The sequence below is a fragment of the Streptomyces sp. NPDC007863 genome, assembly GCF_040633895.1.
GTDB lineage: Bacteria > Actinomycetota > Actinomycetes > Streptomycetales > Streptomycetaceae > Streptomyces.
The window spans coordinates 1-15,710 of the sequence record NZ_JBEYEI010000019.1 but is presented as its reverse complement, the minus strand read 5'-3'; the positions used below and the strand labels follow the sequence as shown (position 1 = coordinate 15,710).

Genomic DNA, 15,710 nt, shown 5'->3' with positions numbered 1-15,710 from the left:
CCCGGGGCAGCCACCGGCCGGGGCGAGGCCCCGGACCGCCCGCCCGGCCCCACCGACGAGGACCGACCATGCCGCTGCACCCCGGTGACCACGACTCCCCCCGCACCGCCGCCGCGCGTCCCGTACCGTCGGCCTCACCCGTCCCCTCCGCCATCCGCACGCGCGGTCTGGTCAAGAGCTTCCGGGGACCGGACGGCACCTCCACGCACGCGGTCCGCGGGCTCGATCTGGACGTGCGCCAGGGAGAGACGTTCGCCTTCCTCGGCCCCAACGGCGCCGGGAAGTCCACGACCATCGCGATGCTCTGCGCCCTCACCCGCCCCACCTCCGGGTGCGCGACGGTGGCGGGCGCCGACGTGCTCACCGAGCCCGACCTGGTGCGGAGCAGGGTCGGGCTGCTCTTCCAGCACAGCGCCCTCGACACCGACCTGACGGCAGAGCAGAACCTCCGCGTCCACGCGCGCCTGTACGGGCTCCGCCGCGGCGAGGCCCGCCGCCGCACGGCCGAGGCGCTCGACGTCGCCGGCCTGTCCGACCGGCGCCGCGCGCCCGTCCGCACCCTGTCGGGCGGCATGCGGCGGCGTCTGGAGCTCGCCCGCCAGCTGCTGCACTCGCCCGGGGTGCTGTTCCTCGACGAGCCGACCACGGGCCTCGACCCGCACGCCCGCGTCCTCGTCCGGGACCACCTGCGGACGCTGCGCGACCGGCACGGCAGCACGCTCTTCGTCACCACCCACTATCTGGACGAGGCGGAGCACTGCGACCGTCTCGCCATCGTCGACCGGGGCCGGCTGGTGGCGCAGGGGACGCCGTACGAGGTGAAGGCCGCGATCGGGGACGACCGGGTGGCGCTGCGCACGAGCGACGACGCGGGCGCGCGGCGGGTCGTCGCCGCGCTCGCGCCGCCCGGCCGGCCCGTCACGGTCGACGGGGACGGCCTCTGGCTGCGCGTGCCCGACGGCAGCACCTGGATCCCCCGCCTGTGCGCGGCGCTCGGCTCCCACGGCATCGCCGTCCACGCCGCCTCCGCCACCCCGCCCACCCTCGACGACGTCTTCTTCCACCACACCGGCCGCAGCATGACCCCGGGGGAAGGGGACGGCCGATGACGGCCCTCGCCGGCCAGGACACCGGCACAGCCACGGCCGCCCGGCCCGGCACCGGGCTCCGGCACGAACTGCGCGCGGTGCACGCCCTGGTCCACCGCGATCTGCTCCGCCTCGCCTGCCAGCGGGTCCCCACCGCGCTGATGCTGCTCCACCCGGTCCTGTACCTCTTCATCCTGGGCGGCGGCCTGGCGGCGCTGATCCCCGCCGCCGCCCTCGGCGTCGGCTACCGGACGTACCTCTTCCCGGGGATGCTGATGATGACCGTGCAGACTCCGGCGATCATGGTCGGGATCCGGCTGATCACCGACCGGCAGAGCGGATACCTGCGCGAACTGCTCATGGCCCCCGTGGGCCGCGCCACCCTCCTCCTCGGCAGCTGCGCCGGCGGCACGCTGGTGGCGACGGTCCAGGGCGCGGTCCTCCTCCTCCTGGCGGGCGCGGTGGGGCTCCCGTACGACCCGGTGCTGCTCGCGCTGCTGCTCGGCGGCATGGTCCTCGCGTCGTTCGCCATCACCGCGCTGTCCCTGGCGCTGGCCGTGGGCCTGCGCGCTCCCGAGACCTTCCACACGCTGCTCGGCCTGGTGATGATGCCGCTCCTCTTCCTCTCCGGCGGCTTCTTCCCCCTGACGTCCCTGCCCGGCTGGGCGCAGGCCCTGGCGGCCGCGAACCCCCTCGCGTACGGCGTGGACGTGCTGCGCCGGTCGATCGCCCTCCGGGCGCCGGACCAGGCGGCGGCCGACGGCCTCGCCTGGGCGGGCCACCAGCCGCCCCTCCTCCTCGAAGCGGGCCTCCTCCTGGCGGTGGGCGTGACGGCCCTCCTCTGGGCGGCCCGCCGCTTCGGCCGCCCGGAGTAGCCGGGTCAGCCGTACCGGTCCGCCAGGGCGCGGGCCGTGGCCGCGATGCGGTCGCGGAGGGCGGGCGGGGCGAGGACCTCGACGTCCGTGCCGAGGGCGAGGAGGGTGGCGTGGGCGTGGTCGGGGGTCTCGACGGGGAGGGTGGCGCGGGTCCAGCCGTCGGGTTCGGGGACGCCGTTCTCGGCGAGGGCGCGGGCGGCGGCGCCGGTGAGGCGGGCGGCTCCGCGCGGGGAGATCCGGACGACGGCCTCCCCCTGGTGAAGGCGGGCGTGGAAGTCCTCCTGGCAGGCCCGCCAGTGCGCGGCGAGGTCGAAGCCCGCGGGGACGTCCGCCTCCTCGTCGGTGACGGTCAGGCCGAGGATCCGGTCGACCCGGTACGTCCGCGGTCCCGGCCCGGCGACGAGGTACCAGCGGCCCGCCTTCAGCACCAGGCCGTACGGTGCGAGGCGCCGGTCGACGTCGGTCGGCTCCTTCCAGCGCCGGTAGCGGACGGCGAGCACCCGCCCGGCGCGGACCGCCTCGGCGACCTGCGGCAGGAAGCGGGTGTCGTCGTCCTCGGCGTACCAGCCGGGCGCGTCGATGTGGAAGCGGGCGCGCAGCCGGTCGACGTGCTCGCGCAGCGGGGCGGGCAGCGCGGCGCGCAGTTTCAGCTGGGCGTCGGCGAAGTGGGCGCCGAGGCCGAGTTCCTCGGCCGCGCCGGGCAGCCCGGCGAGCACGAGCGCCTCGGCCTCGCGCGCGTACAGGCCGGTGAGGCGGGAGCGGTGGCCGGCGAGCAGCCGGTAGCCGCCGCGGTGCCCGGCGTCGCCGTACAGCGGCACGCCCGCGGTGTGCAGCGCCTCGACGTCCCGGTAGACGGTGCGGACGGAGACCTCCAGCTCCTCGGCGAGCTCGGTGGCGGTCATCCGGCCGCGGGTCTCCAGGAGCAGCAGGATCGTCAGCATTCGGCTCGACTTCACTGACACAAGGTGTCAGTGAAGTCCTCCTACAGTCCAGCCATGGCTTACACGGAGAAGCATCTCATCGCCCTGGAGGCCGTCGAGATCGGCGGCCGGCACGTCAAGCGCTACCACGTCACGGCCGACCCGGCCGGCATCGAACCGGAGGTGGAGAAGGCGGCCTACGCCCTGCTCCCCGAGCTCCTGCCGGAGCCGGACGGCACCCCGGCGGCGGGCTTCGCCGTCCTCCACCGGGGCGGCGACACCGGGGCGTACCTGAACGTCTACAGCTGGGCGTGGGACAACGTCCTCCACTTCGCGGGCGCGGCGGCGGGCCAGCCGGCGCTCGACTGCCCCGACACGGACCCCACGCACTTCGTCCCCCTCACGGGCACGGACCGGGACCGCTCGTGGATCGGCTGCGTCTGGGAGCTGGCGCCGCTCGCCCACGAACGCGCCGCCTGGATCCGCCACGTCCTCGCCCCCGACGCCCCGGACCTCCCCGCCTACCTCGCGGACGCGCTCCGGTCGGGCACGACCGACTAGGGCTTTCCGCAGGACGCGACCTGCGCCGTGTCCCCCTTCCCGGGGGTCATCAGCGTGAGGGACTCGGTGACGACGCGCGAGCCCCTGCGCACCCGTACGTCGACCGTTCCGACCGTCAGGTCGGGGAAGGCGAGGGCGTGGACCCGACGACGGCCGTCCGCCATGACGCCGACGTCCTTCACGGGGACCGGTACGCCGTCGCAGGTCACGGACTCGACGGTCTCGTGCTCGGCGCCGAAGACCACGTTCCAGCCGACGGCCATCATGGCGACCAGGCGGACGAGCCGGGGCTTCTCCCCCACCGGGGGCCTGTGGGGAGCCGAGACGCAGGCCACCATGGTCATCCCGCCGGAGGCACCGTGGCAGAACCGCCCGTCCGCGGTCTCCCAGACGAAGAGCGCCCCGCCGGTCGACTCGGCGGCGACCAGCAGTCCCTGGGAACCGGGCGCGTTGCGTCCGGCGGCGGCGGCCCGCACCGCCTCGCCCGCCACGGCGACGGCGTCCTCCACACTCCCGGTGGAAGTGGCGGTGGCGGTGGCGGTGGCGGACGGCGTGGGGCTCGGCGACGCCGTTCCGCCCGCCGCCGCCTTCGGCGTCCGCGGCGGTCCCTCCGCCCCCACGCAGGACGTCACGGCCAGCACCGCGCATGCCAGAAGAGCGCCGGCTCTCCACCCTCGTACCATTCCCCCACCCCCGGTCAGGCCGCCGCGACCGCGGCGGTCCCCTAGTCTGCTCCGCATGATCGGAAAGCTGCAATGCGTCGTACTGGACTGCCCTGACGTCAGGGAACTCGCCCGCTTCTACGCCTCGTTGCTCGGGGGCGAGGTCAACCGGCCCGATCCCCGGTGGTCGCTCGACGACGCCTGGGCGACGCTGCACGGCGACGGCGGGCTCGTGCTGGCGTTCCAGCGGGTGGACCCGTACCGGCCGCCTCGCTGGCCGGATCCCGTCCACCCCCAGCAGGTCCACCTCGACCTGGGCGTGGCGGACCTGGAGCGGGCCGGGGCGGAGGTCCTCGCGCTGGGGGCGACGCTCCTCGACGGCGGTGACGGGAAGCGGAGTTGGCGGGTGTACGCGGATCCGGCGGGGCATCCGTTCTGCCTCGTGCGGGACTGAGCGCGCCGGTCCCCGGGGCGTGCGCGGGGCCGGCGGGCCGTGACGAGTTCCGGACAGGAAGCCGTGATTCCGCATGGGGGGCGCGGGAGCGGGGAGCCATGCCGGTGTCCGTTGTCGGCCGATTCACCCCACGAGGAGCCGCCATGTCCGTGCCGTATCCCCCGTCGCCCGACGAGCCCATCCTCGCCGCCGACTTCGGCTCGCCCTCGCAGTGGGTCGCCGGGCGTTCCTGGGCCTATCCGGACGGCGGGCCGGTCAACCCGCTCGACAACAAGCTCGACCACCTCGTGGACGATCCCGCCTACTGCCGCTCGGGGGTCTTCCGGGCGACCCGGCGGCCCGACGGCCTGTGGGACAGCGGGCTGCTGACGACGGAGGGCAGCGAGGAGGGGTTCGAGGTCCGGGCGGGGGACGTGCTGGAGGCCCGGGTGCGGCTGCCTTCGGAGACGGGGGCCTGGCCGGCGATCTGGACCTGGCGCGACGGCGGGCAGGAGGTCGACGTCTTCGAGTACCACCCGGACAACCCCGATCTGCTGGAGCTCTCCAACCGGGTGCGGGGTACCCATCACTACCACCGTTCGCCCGACGTCCGGCCCGGGGAGTGGGTGGAGCTGCGGACCGAGTTCGGGGCCCGGTCCGTGGTGTGGTGGGTGAACGGCACCGAGGTCTTCGCCGACGGCCGGGGCGTCGGGCGCTCCTGGCACGCCTGTCTGATCGTCAACCTCTCCGTCTGCGCGGGCCGATACCACCCCGCGCCCGATCCCGGGACGACCGAGATGTCCTTCGAGGTGGCGGAACTCCGGGTCCTCCGGAGCCGCCGGTGAGGCGAGCGGTCTCCCGGGCCCGCCCGTCAGGCCCTGGTCATTCCCCGGGCCGCCGCGCGCCGCGTCGCCTCGTCGCCGGTCAGGAGGGCCAGGGCCTCGCGGGCGCGGGCCGGGGCGGTGGTGGTGGCGAGGACGGCGGCGCCGAAGAGCGAGGTGATGGCCGTGTCGCCGGGCAGGGGGCCGAGGACGGCGACGCCGGCGAGGTCCATCAGTTCGCTGTGCTGCTGGAAGGCAAGATCGGCCCGGCCGGAGGCGAGGAGGCTGCCGGCGGGGACGCCGGGCGGGGCCTGGACCAGGCGGTCGGCGAGCGTGTCGGCCAGGGCGAGGCGGCGGAGCAGGTCCAGCAGGGCCGTGCCGCTGGGGCCGGTGGAGTAGGCGACGGCGGTCGCCGAGGTGAGGGCGGCGCGGAGGTCGTCGACCGTGTCGAGGGCGGGGGCCGGGGCGTCCGCCGGCACGGCGGCGACGACCTGGGAGACCCACAGGGGGCGGGCCGTTCCCGGCACCACGTGTCCGGCCCGCTCCAGTGCGGTCACCGCGTCGGCGGCGAGGACGAGGAGGTCCGCCTCGGCACCCTCGCGCACCCGGCGGGCGATCTCCACGCCGCCGGCGGACTCGAAGCGTATCCGCGTCCCGTCGGCCAGGCGGAGGTGCGCGCAGAGCTCCGCGAGGATCGGGCGGGTCGCCATCGAGGACAGTCCTACGAGTTCTCGGTGCATGTCGAGGCCTCACGTCGTCGCGTCGGGATCGGGATGGGGAGGGGGAGGGGGTCAAGCGAGGAGCGCGGCCGGCGGCTCGGGCGGGTCTGCGAGACTGGCGGCGTGAGCACGACCCGGAGCACGGCGGCAGGCAAGGTGCTGGAGGTCCTCGCGGTCTTCGACCGTGAGCACCCGGCGCAGACACTATCCGAGATCGCCCAGCGGACCGGCCTGGCCCTGAGCACCGCGCACCGGGTGGTGAGCGAGCTGGCCGCGTGGGGAGCCCTGGAGCGGGGCGAGGACGGGGCGTGGCACGTGGGGCTGCGGCTCTGGGAGATCGCCTCGGGCTGTCCCCGGACGCAGATCCTGCGCGATGTGGCGCTGCCGTTCATGCAGGACCTGTACGAGGCGACGCACGAGAACGTGCAGCTCGCGGTGCGGGAGGGCACCGAGCTGGTGTTCGTGGAGCGGATCGCCGGGCACCGGTCGGTGGAGCTGCTCACCGGGGTCGGGACCCGGTTCCCGGTGGGGGCGACGGGCATGGGGCGGGTGCTCCTCGCGCACGCCCCGAGGGACCTCCAGGAGGAGGTCCTGGGCGCGCCGCAGCGGGCGTGGACCCCGCACACCGTCACCGATCCGAAGACGCTGCGGGCGCAGTTGGACCGGATCCGCCGGGAGCAGGTCTTCGTCAGCGACCGGCAGTTGTCGGAGAGCACGGTGGCGGTGGCCGCGCCGGTGCGGATCGGGCGGTCGGGGCCGGTGAGCGCGGCCCTCGGGATCGTGGTCACGGCGCAGGGCGCGGACCGGGCGCACCAGCTGCGCGAGCCGCTGCTGCGGGCCGCGTACGGGATCTCCGACGAACTCGGCAGGCGGACGCGGACGACGGAGTGAGTTCGGGACCGGCTTCCGCCTGACGGAAACGCCGCAGACCGGGGGCGGGCCGGGCTGGCAGCGTTCGGGCCGTTCCGAACCGTTCGGATCGCTCACAGCTGCTTGGGAGATGCCATGGCCGACGCCCCCGTCGACTCCGTCGTCTCGGTCCCGGTCGCGGTGGTCGGTGCGGGGCCCGCGGGCCTCATGCTGACGCACCTCCTCGGCCGCGCCGGGATCGAGGCGGTCGCCGTCGACACCCGTACGCGTCACGCGATCGAGACGACGCAGCGGGCCGGGATCCTGGAGGCCGACGTGGCCCGGGACCTGGTCGACTCGGGGGTGTCGGACCGGATCCTGCGGGACGGGTACGAGCACGAGGGCGTCGAACTGCGGTCGGCGGGGCGCTCGTACCGGATCGACTTCCGGGAGCTCGTCGGCGCGTCCGTGTGGCTGTACCCGCAGACCGACGTCTTCGTCGACCTGGCGGACGCCCGCGAGCGCGACGGCGGCACGGTCCGCTTCGGGGTCCGCGACACCGAGGTCCTCGACGTCACCACCGACGCCCCGCGGGTGCGCTACACGGCGCCGGACGGGACCCGGCACGAGATCCGGGCGCGGTACGTCGTCGGCGCCGACGGCTCGCGGAGCATGTGCCGCGACCTGGTGCCGGAGGACCGGCGGGTGCGGTACGGCAAGGAGTACCCCTTCGCCTGGTTCGGGATCCTCGCCGAGGCGCCGATGAGCGCGCCCGAGCTGGTGTACGCGCACTCGGAGCACGGTTTCGCGCTGGTCAGCCAGCGCACGGAGGCCGTCCAGCGCATGTACTTCCAGTGCTCCCCCGACGACGCGCCCGACGCCTGGTCCGACGACCGGATCTGGGAGACGCTCCAGGCGCGGGTGGCCGGCGAGGACGGCTTCCGGCTGAAGGAGGGGCCGATCACCGAGAAGACGGTGCTGCGGTTCCGTTCCTTCGTGCAGGAGCCGATGCGCTGGGGCTCGCTGCTGCTGGCCGGCGACGCCGCGCACACGGTGCCGCCGACCGGGGCCCGCGGGCTCAACCTGGCGCTGCACGACGTGAAGGTGCTCGCCGACGTGCTGACGCGGGCCCTCGGCGGCGAGGGCGAGGCGGCCCTGGACACGTACCAGCCGCGCGCGCTCCGACGGGTGTGGCGGGCGCAGAACTTCTCGTACTGGATGACCCGGATGCTGCACACCCCGCCCGGCGCCTCCGGGTTCGACCTGCGGCGCCGGCTCGGCGAGCTGGAGAACGTGGTGGGGACGCGCGCCGGACGGACGTATCTGGCCGAGCAGTACACCGGCTGGCCCACCCGCGACCACTGACCACCGCCGAGCACCGCCGACCACCGCACCGGACGACCCCGAGGCCTTCCCATGATCATCGACTGTCACGGCCACTTCACCACCGCCCCTCCGCAACTCGCCGCGTGGCGCGACCGGCAGATCGCCGCCGCCGAGGGCCGCGGCCCCGTCCCGGACCCCGCCGAGCTGGTCATCACCGACGACGAGCTGCGCGCCGCGATCGAGGGCAACCAGCTGCGCCTGATGGACGAGCGCGGCAGCGACCTCACCATCTTCTCGCCGCGCGCCAGTTTCATGGCCCACCACATCGGCGACTTCGCCGTCTCCTCGGCGTGGGCGCGGATCTGCAACGACCTGGTGCGCCGCGTCTGCGACCTGTACCCCGACCGCTTCGCGACGGGCGCGATGCTGCCGCAGTCCCCCGGCGTCGACCCGGCGACCTGTCTGCCCGAACTGACCCGGGCGGTCGAGGAGTTGGGCGCCGTCACGGTGAACCTCAACCCCGACCCGTCGGGCGGGCGGTGGACGGCTCCGCCGCTGACCGACCGCAGCTGGTACCCGCTGTACGAGGCGATGGTCGCGTACGACATCCCGGCGATGATCCACGTCAGCACCTCCTGCAACCCGGCCTTCCACACCACCGGCGCGCACTATCTGAACGCCGACACCACCGCCTTCATGCAGCTGGTGCAGGGCGACCTGTTCGCCGACTTCCCCACGCTGCGGTTCGTGATCCCGCACGGCGGCGGCGCCGTCCCTTACCACTGGGGCAGGTTCCGCGGCCTCGCGATGGCCCTGGGCCGGCCGGATCCGGAGGCGCTGCTCGACAACGTCTTCTTCGACACCTGCGTCTACCACCAGCCCGGCGTCGACCTGCTCACGCGGGTGATCCCCGGCCGGTCCGTCCTCTTCGCCAGCGAGATGATCGGCGCGGTCCGCGACGTCGACCCGCGCACCGGCCACCACTTCGACGACACGAAGCGGTACGTCGACGCCACCCCGCACCTGTCGGACGCCGAACGCGCCGCCGTGTACTCCGGCAACGCCCTGCGCGTCTACCCCCGACTCGCCGCCCGCCTCGCCGCGGCCGGCCGCTGACCCCAGGAGAAGCACCCATGGAACACACCGAGATCGGCGTCGTGCGCACGACGATCGACCGGGCCGACCCCGAGGCCGTCGCCGCGCTGTCGAAGTACGGCGTCGCCACCGTCCACGAGGCCATGGGCCGGGTCGGGCTGATGCGCCCCTACCTGCGCCCGGTCTATCCGAAGGCCCGGATGTGCGGGACGGCCGTGACCGTGCTCCTCCAGCCCGGCGACAACTGGATGCTGCACGTCGCGGCCGAGCAGATCCGGGACGGCGACGTCGTCGTCGCGGCCTGCACGACGGAGAGCGAGGACGGCTTCTTCGGCGAGCTGCTCGCCACCTCCTTCCGCGCCCGCGGCTGCCGCGGCCTCGTCATCGACGGCGGCGTGCGGGACGTCGCCGACCTGGAGGGGATGGACTTCCCGGTCTTCTCCCGGGCCGTCAACGCCAAGGGCACGGTCAAGGCCACCCTCGGCTCGGTCAACGTGCCGGTGGTCTGCGGCAACGCCCTCGTCCGGCCCGGTGACGTGGTCGTCGCGGACGCCGACGGCGTCGTCGTCGTGCCGCGCGAGCGGGCCGCCGAGGTGGCCGCCGCGTCGGCCGCCCGCGAGGCGAACGAGGAGGGCAAGCGCGCGCAGTTCCGCGCGGGGAAGCTCGGCCTGGACCTGTACGGGATGCGCGGCCCGCTGGCCGGGCTCGGACTGCGCTACGAGGACTGAGGACCCGCCATGACCACGGACTTCGAGAAGACCCCCGGCTGGCTGGACTGGTACGCCGGCCCGAGCCGCCCCGGACTCCGCCTCCCCGAGGGCGCCGTCGACGCGCACTGCCACGTCTTCGGGCCGGGCGAGGAGTTCCCGTACGCGCCCGAGCGCAAGTACACGCCCTGCGACGCGTCCAAGGAGCAGCTCTTCGCGCTCCGCGACCACCTGGGATTCACCCGCAACGTCGTCGTGCAGGCCACCTGTCACGGCGCCGACAACTCCGCCATGGTCGACGCGCTGCGGGCCTCCGGCGGGCTGGCCAGGGGCGTGGCGACGCTGCGGCCCGACATCACCGACGCCGAGGTGCGGGAGCTGCACGAGGCCGGTGTGCGCGGGGTGCGGTTCAACTTCGTGAAACGGCTGGTGGACGCGTCGCCCCGGCAGGACCTCCTGGACACCGTCGAGAGGATCGCGCCGTACGGCTGGCACGTCGTCGTCTACTTCGAGGCGGCCGACCTGCCCGACCTGCGGGACTTCCTCCTGTCGATACCCGTGCCGCTCGTCGTCGACCACATGGGCCGTCCCGACACCGCGAAGGACCCGGACGGGCCGGACTTCGAGGCCTTCCTGAACCTCCTGCGGGCCCGCACCGACATCTGGTGCAAGGTGACGTGCCCGGAGCGGCTGACGGTGAGCGGTCCGCCGGCGCTCGACGGGGAGCGGGCCGCCTACCGGGACGTCGTCCCCTTCGCCCGGCGCGTGGTCGAGGAGTTCCCCGACCGGGTGCTGTGGGGCACCGACTGGCCGCACCCCAACCTCACCGACCACATGCCAGACGACGGGCTGCTCGTCGACTTCGTCCCGCACATCGCGCCGACGCCGGAACTCCGGCACAAGCTCCTCGTCGACAACCCGACGCGCCTGTACTGGCCCGAGGCCGACTGACCCGCACCACGATTGGAGTTCCGGCCATGCCGCTGGACAAGACCTACAAGCTGGTTCCGGGGACGACGATCTTCGACGCCGAGCAGTCGGCCAAGGGATACCACCTCAACCAGTTCTGCATGTCGCTGATGACGGCCGAGAACCGCGCCGCGTACCTCGCCGACGAGCGCGCCTACCTGGACGCCTGGCCGCTGCGCGAGGAACAGAAGCGGGCGCTGCTCGACCGCGACCTCAACGCCGCCATGCGCGAGGGCGGCAACATCTACTTCCTCGCCAAGTGGGGCGCCACGCTGGGCTTCTCGTTCCAGCAGATGGCCGGCTCGATGACCGGGATGACCGAGGAGGAGTACCGGGCCATGATGGCCGGCGGCGGCCGCTCCGTGGAGGGCAACCGCATCGACCACGCGGTCCTCGAAGCGGCCCACGCCCCCGCCGCCCCCGCCGAGCACGCGAGGGTCACCGGCGCCGTCTTCACCTCGCACGTCCCCGCGATCGGCGCGGCGATGGACCACGGGAAGACCGAAGAACCCTACTGGCGGCCGGTGTTCGAGGGGTACGAGCACTCCAGGGCCTGGCTGCGGGAGAACGTGCCCGACGTCGTCGTCCTCGTCTACAACGACCACGCCAGCGCCTTCGACCAGTCGCTCGTCCCGACCTTCGTGCTCGGCACCGGCGCCTCCTACCCCGTCGCCGACGAGGGGTACGGCCCCCGGCCCGTGCCCGCCGTCGAGGGCGACCCCGACCTGGCGGCGCACCTCGCGCACTCCCTCATCCGCGACGACTTCGACCTCACCCTCGCCCACGAGATGGCCGTCGACCACGGGCTGACGGTGCCGCTGTCGCTGATGTTCGGCGAGGTGGAGAAGTGGCCGTGCAAGGTCATCCCGTTCCACGTCAACGTGGTGCAGTACCCGGTGCCCTCCGGCGCCCGCTGCTTCCGGCTCGGCCAGGCGCTGCGGAAGGCGATCGAGTCGTACGACCGCCCCCTCAAGGTGCAGGTGTGGGGCACCGGCGGCATGAGCCACCAGCTCCAGGGACCGCGCGCCGGCCTCATCAACCGGACCTGGGACAACGCCTTCCTCGACCGGCTGGTCGAGGACCCGGCCGGCCTGGCCGGGGTGCCGCACCTGGAGTACGTCGAGGAGGCCGGCTCCGAGGGCATCGAGCTGGTCATGTGGCTGATCGCGCGCGGCGCGCTGAGCGACGTCGACGGCTCGGGAGAGGTCGCGGTCGAGCACCGCTTCTACCATGTGCCGGCGTCCAACACCGCCGTCGGCCACCTGATCCTGGACAACCGCCCCCGGGCCGAAGAGCCCGCCGAGAAGGAGTGACATGACTGACGACCGGACCCTGCGGATCGCCCTGGCCGGCGGCGGCGCCTTCGGCGCCAAGCACGCGGCCGCGCTGCAGCGGATCGAGGGCGTCGAGGTGGCCGCCGTCGTGAGCAGCAGCCTCGAACGCGCCCGGAAGTTCGCCGCCGAGCAGGGCGTGGGACGCGCCGCCGGCTCCCTCGACGAGGTGCTCGCCATGGACGACGTCGACGCCGTCGTCCTCGCCACCCCCACCCAGCTGCACGCCGCGCAGACCCTCGCCTGCCTGGAGGCGGGCAAGCACGTGCAGGTCGAGATCCCGCTCGCCGACTCCCTCGGCGACGCCGAGCGGGTCGTGGCGGCGCAGGAGCGCACCGGGCTCGTCGCCATGGCGGGCCACACCCGGCGCTTCAACCCCAGCCACCAGTGGGTGAAGCGGCGCATCGACGCGGGCGGGTTCCACCTCCAGCAGATGGACGTGCAGACGTACTTCTTCCGCCGGACGAACCTCAACGCGCTGGGGCAGCCGCGCTCCTGGACCGACCACCTCCTGTGGCACCACGCGGCGCACACGGTCGACCTGTTCGCGTACCAGACCGGCTCGCCGATCGTGCGGGCGAACGCCGTGCAGGGGCCGATCCACCCCGAGCTCGGCATCGCGATGGACATGTCGATCCAGCTGCGGGCGGAGAACGGCGCCATCTGCACCCTGTCGCTGTCGTTCAACAACGACGGCCCGCTGGGCACCTTCTTCCGCTACATCGGCGACACCGGAACCTACCTCGCCCGGTACGACGACCTCTTCACCGGCAGGGACGAGCCGATCGACGTGAGCGGGGTCGACGTGTCGCTGGACGGCATCGAGCTCCAGGACCGCGAGTTCGTCGCCGCGATCCGCGAGGGCCGCGAGCCGAACTCCTCCGTCGCGCAGGTGCTTGCCTGCTACCGCACGCTGGCGGCGCTGGAGGAGCAGCTGGGCGGCTGATCCCCGGAGCGGAAGGAGCCGGGGAAGAGCTCGGCGGTGGTGCGGTGGAGGTAGTCGCGGCCCGCGTAGGCGTCCTTCATGCGGTCGAAGAGGCCCTGGGCGCGCAGCCTCCAGGCCGTCTCGTCGACGCCGGGGAGGGTGCCGCCGCGCAGGACGGTGCGGCCGTCGACGACGACGGTGTCGACGTCCGCGCCCGAGGTGTTCATGAGCATCGTGCGGACCGGGTCGTCGACCGGGCCGGTGCGCGGGCCGTCGAGCCGGACGACGACCAGGTCGGCGAGGGCCCCCGGGGCGAGGCGGCCGAGGTCGTCGCGGCCCAGGGCCCTCGCCCCGCCGAGGGTGGCGGCGCGGTGGTAGTCGGCGGCGGAGCCCGCCTCCAGGCGGCCGGTGGTGAGCTTGGAGAGGTTGGTGCCGTAGTCCATGTTGCGGATCATGTCCGGCGGGAAGGAGTCCGTGCCCATGGCGATGGTGACTCCGGCGGCGCGGTAGCGGTCGAAGTCCTCCAGGGCCGCTCCGTAGCGGACCATCGTGTGCGGGCAGTGGACGATGCCGGCGATCGTGGCCAGGTCGTCGAGCTCGCCCGCGTACGGGGTGTCGACCTCGCCGTGGCCGCCGATGTAGATCGCGTGCGGGATGAGGAGCCGCCCGCCGAGCAGGCCCGTCTCCTTCAACAGGCCGAGCGGGGTGGTGTGGTGACGGTCCGCCAGTTCGCGGAGTTCACCGGTGCCCTGCAGGCAGTGGAGGCGTACCAGGCAGTCGAGGTCCTCGGCGGCGCGCGCGGTGGCGCGCATCAGCTCCGGTGTCAGGGTCTCGATGCGACAGGGCAGCAGCGCGCCGCGGATCAGGCCGTCGTGCGCGCCGTCGACGTCGCGGACGAAGCGGATCGCGTCCGCCAGACCGGCCTCTCCCCGCTCCGGGCGCCAGTGGAGGGTGCGGTTCCCGTCGGCGGTGACGACGGGGACGGCGCTGCGGTAGCTCGGGCCCAGGTACATGCGCAGGCCCAGACGGGCGGCGCTGTCGGCGACGCTCATCAGGTCGTCGTAGGTCTCGGCCCAGTCGGAGTGGGTCTCGGCGGCGATGGGCATCGCGGTCGTGATGCCGTTGCGGAGGAGCTGGCCGAGGGCGTACGCGCGGAGGAAGGCGCGGTCGTCGGCGTCGAAGACCGCCGCCGGGCCGCCGTTCGCGTACTCCTGCGACCACTGGAGTCCCCGGCCGTCGGCGTGCCAGGTGTCCAGGAGGGCGTGGTCGATGTCCGCGAGGGCGTCCAGGTCCACGAAGCCGGGGCCCACCAGGGCGAGTCCGGCGTCGATGACGACGTCGCAGTCGGCGGGGTCGTGGCCGTGGCCGACGTGCACGATCCTGTTCCCCTCGTAGACGACCTGGCCGTCGCGGATCAGAACGTGGTCGTCGGCCTCGGGGTCGTAGCCGATGACGTGGCTCGCGGTGACGAGGGTGCGCATGCGGGGCTTCCTTGTTCGGAGGGTCGTCCGAGGGTACGGAACGGGCGGCGGCGCTCAGCGGGCGGGCTTCAGGAGGCGCAGGACCTCGCGGCTCGCGGCGGGGATCGGGCCGATGACCGGGACAGGGAAGCGGTCGCGGAGGGCTTCGGCGGCTTCGCCGAGGGGGCCGCCGCCGATGACGACGGCCTCGGCGCCGTCCTCCCGCACGCACGCCGCCACGGCTTCGGCGAGGCGCTCCGTCATCTCGTCGGGGCGCGCGGCCAGCCGGTTCGGGTCGCCGGGGGTGAGACGGACGCCGGTGTACCGGGCGGACCGGCCGAGGCGGGCGACGCGGGCGTCGATCGCGGCGGCCAGGCCGGGGGTGGTGGTGGCGATGCCGAAGCGGCGGCCGTCCGCGCCGGCCTCGCGCAGGGCGGCCTCGGCGATGCCGATGACGGGGACGGCGGTGCGGGCGCGGAGCTCCTCGACGCCGGGGTCGCCGAAGGCGCCGACGACGAGGGCCGCCGCCTCGGGGCCGTCCGGGCCGGCGAGGAGGGCGTCCGCCGCGTCGAGGACGTGCCGGACCGAGGCGCGCAGCGCCGCCTCGTCGACGAGCATCGGCGGGCCGGCGGCGACGGTGACGCCGCGGACGTCGAAGCCGTCCTCCGGGCGCAGGGTGCGGCGCGCGATCGCGGCCATCATCGCGGTCGTGGCCCGGTCGGTGTTGGGGTTGACGAGCGCGACGAGGGTCATGCGTCTCCTTCTCGGTGGCGGCGGACGGACTATGGCACGTCGGTGTCCGAGCCCGGGGACCGGGTGGGCTTATCCACCGATCGGATGACCCCCGCCTCAGCCGTCCGCCGTCATCGCGTACCCGCCGGGTCGACCGTCCGGGTCGTGTGCCGGACCCAGGATGGAGGCAGAGCGGGACGGCGACCGTGCCTCCCACCGAGTCGGAGGAGTGTCCGT

The 15,710-nt window shown here is 74.1% G+C and carries 17 protein-coding genes; 12 read left to right on the top strand and 5 right to left on the bottom strand.

The annotated features are described in order from the left end of the window. The first annotated feature begins 68 nt into the window (after positions 1 to 68). Both ABZ621_RS27310 and ABZ621_RS27305 read left to right on the top strand, forming a co-directional pair. Positions 69 to 1,109: an ATP-binding cassette domain-containing protein gene (locus ABZ621_RS27310; RefSeq protein WP_360609032.1), complete on the top strand. Its 1,041-nt coding sequence runs from the start codon at positions 69 to 71 to the stop codon at positions 1,107 to 1,109. Continuing rightward, positions 1,106 to 1,963, top strand: coding sequence for an ABC transporter permease (locus ABZ621_RS27305; protein ID WP_360609030.1), 858 nt, complete (start codon positions 1,106 to 1,108; stop codon positions 1,961 to 1,963). The genes ABZ621_RS27310 and ABZ621_RS27305 overlap by 4 nt, the downstream gene beginning before the upstream one ends. 5 nt (positions 1,964 to 1,968) lie before the next feature. Here the strand turns inward: ABZ621_RS27305 and ABZ621_RS27300 are convergent, their stop codons facing one another. Then, entirely contained in the window at positions 1,969 to 2,919 is a 951-nt protein-coding gene (locus ABZ621_RS27300) for a YafY family protein (RefSeq protein ID WP_360609028.1), read from the bottom strand. Between the two features lie 39 nt (positions 2,920 to 2,958). Between ABZ621_RS27300 and ABZ621_RS27295 the strand changes: the two genes are divergently transcribed. Further along, a complete protein-coding gene (locus tag ABZ621_RS27295) occupies positions 2,959 to 3,444 on the top strand; it encodes a hypothetical protein (protein WP_360609026.1) in 486 nt (161 codons plus the stop codon). Here ABZ621_RS27295 and ABZ621_RS27290 read toward each other — a convergent pair. Then, complete coding sequence (locus ABZ621_RS27290) at positions 3,441 to 4,076, bottom strand: hypothetical protein (RefSeq protein ID WP_360609024.1); 636 nt, start codon at positions 4,074 to 4,076, stop codon at positions 3,441 to 3,443. The genes ABZ621_RS27295 and ABZ621_RS27290 overlap by 4 nt on opposite strands. A gap of 106 nt (positions 4,077 to 4,182) precedes the next feature. Here ABZ621_RS27290 and ABZ621_RS27285 point away from each other — a divergent pair, with 106 nt between their 5' ends. Together ABZ621_RS27285 and ABZ621_RS27280 are read left to right on the top strand one after the other, a co-directional pair. Continuing rightward, the gene (locus ABZ621_RS27285) at positions 4,183 to 4,560 is read left to right on the top strand and encodes a VOC family protein (protein WP_360609022.1); all 378 of its coding nucleotides are present in this window, start codon (positions 4,183 to 4,185) and stop codon (positions 4,558 to 4,560) included. Positions 4,561 to 4,703: 143 nt separating this feature from the next. Beyond that, complete coding sequence (locus tag ABZ621_RS27280) at positions 4,704 to 5,384, top strand: beta-glucanase (RefSeq protein WP_360609020.1); 681 nt, start codon at positions 4,704 to 4,706, stop codon at positions 5,382 to 5,384. A 26-nt stretch (positions 5,385 to 5,410) separates the two neighbouring features. On the opposite strand, the gene ABZ621_RS27275 is transcribed toward ABZ621_RS27280, so the two are convergent. Next, the gene (locus ABZ621_RS27275; RefSeq protein WP_360609018.1) at positions 5,411 to 6,070 is read right to left on the bottom strand and encodes a substrate-binding domain-containing protein; all 660 of its coding nucleotides are present in this window, start codon (positions 6,068 to 6,070) and stop codon (positions 5,411 to 5,413) included. Between the two features lie 132 nt (positions 6,071 to 6,202). Between ABZ621_RS27275 and ABZ621_RS27270 the strand changes: the two genes are divergently transcribed. From ABZ621_RS27270 to ABZ621_RS27240, 7 genes are all read left to right on the top strand, one after another. Then, a complete protein-coding gene (locus ABZ621_RS27270; RefSeq protein WP_360609016.1) occupies positions 6,203 to 6,970 on the top strand; it encodes an IclR family transcriptional regulator in 768 nt (255 codons plus the stop codon). A gap of 114 nt (positions 6,971 to 7,084) precedes the next feature. Continuing rightward, positions 7,085 to 8,293, top strand: a complete 1,209-nt coding sequence (locus ABZ621_RS27265; protein ID WP_360609014.1) for a 4-hydroxybenzoate 3-monooxygenase — start codon at positions 7,085 to 7,087, stop codon at positions 8,291 to 8,293. A 51-nt stretch (positions 8,294 to 8,344) separates the two neighbouring features. Next, complete coding sequence (locus ABZ621_RS27260; RefSeq protein ID WP_360609012.1) at positions 8,345 to 9,370, top strand: amidohydrolase family protein; 1,026 nt, start codon at positions 8,345 to 8,347, stop codon at positions 9,368 to 9,370. A 17-nt stretch (positions 9,371 to 9,387) separates the two neighbouring features. Continuing rightward, positions 9,388 to 10,077 carry a 4-carboxy-4-hydroxy-2-oxoadipate aldolase/oxaloacetate decarboxylase gene (gene ligK / locus ABZ621_RS27255; RefSeq protein WP_360609010.1) on the top strand — a complete coding sequence of 230 codons (690 nt, stop codon included), beginning with the start codon at positions 9,388 to 9,390 and terminating at the stop codon, positions 10,075 to 10,077. 9 nt (positions 10,078 to 10,086) lie between these two features. Then, positions 10,087 to 11,007: an amidohydrolase family protein gene (locus ABZ621_RS27250; protein WP_360609008.1), complete on the top strand. Its 921-nt coding sequence runs from the start codon at positions 10,087 to 10,089 to the stop codon at positions 11,005 to 11,007. A 26-nt stretch (positions 11,008 to 11,033) separates the two neighbouring features. Then, positions 11,034 to 12,338 (top strand): protocatechuate 4,5-dioxygenase subunit alpha, encoded by a 1,305-nt coding sequence (gene ligA / locus ABZ621_RS27245; protein ID WP_360609006.1) that lies wholly within the window; start codon positions 11,034 to 11,036, stop codon positions 12,336 to 12,338. A 1-nt stretch (position 12,339) separates the two neighbouring features. Then, positions 12,340 to 13,302, top strand: a complete 963-nt coding sequence (locus ABZ621_RS27240; RefSeq protein WP_360609004.1) for a Gfo/Idh/MocA family oxidoreductase — start codon at positions 12,340 to 12,342, stop codon at positions 13,300 to 13,302. Here ABZ621_RS27240 and ABZ621_RS27235 read toward each other — a convergent pair. Continuing rightward, entirely contained in the window at positions 13,260 to 14,762 is a 1,503-nt protein-coding gene (locus tag ABZ621_RS27235) for a chlorohydrolase family protein (protein ID WP_360609002.1), read from the bottom strand. The genes ABZ621_RS27240 and ABZ621_RS27235 overlap by 43 nt on opposite strands. A 54-nt stretch (positions 14,763 to 14,816) precedes the next feature. Continuing rightward, positions 14,817 to 15,494, bottom strand: a complete 678-nt coding sequence (locus ABZ621_RS27230; protein ID WP_360609000.1) for an aspartate/glutamate racemase family protein — start codon at positions 15,492 to 15,494, stop codon at positions 14,817 to 14,819. Between the last annotated feature and the right edge of the window lie 216 nt (positions 15,495 to 15,710).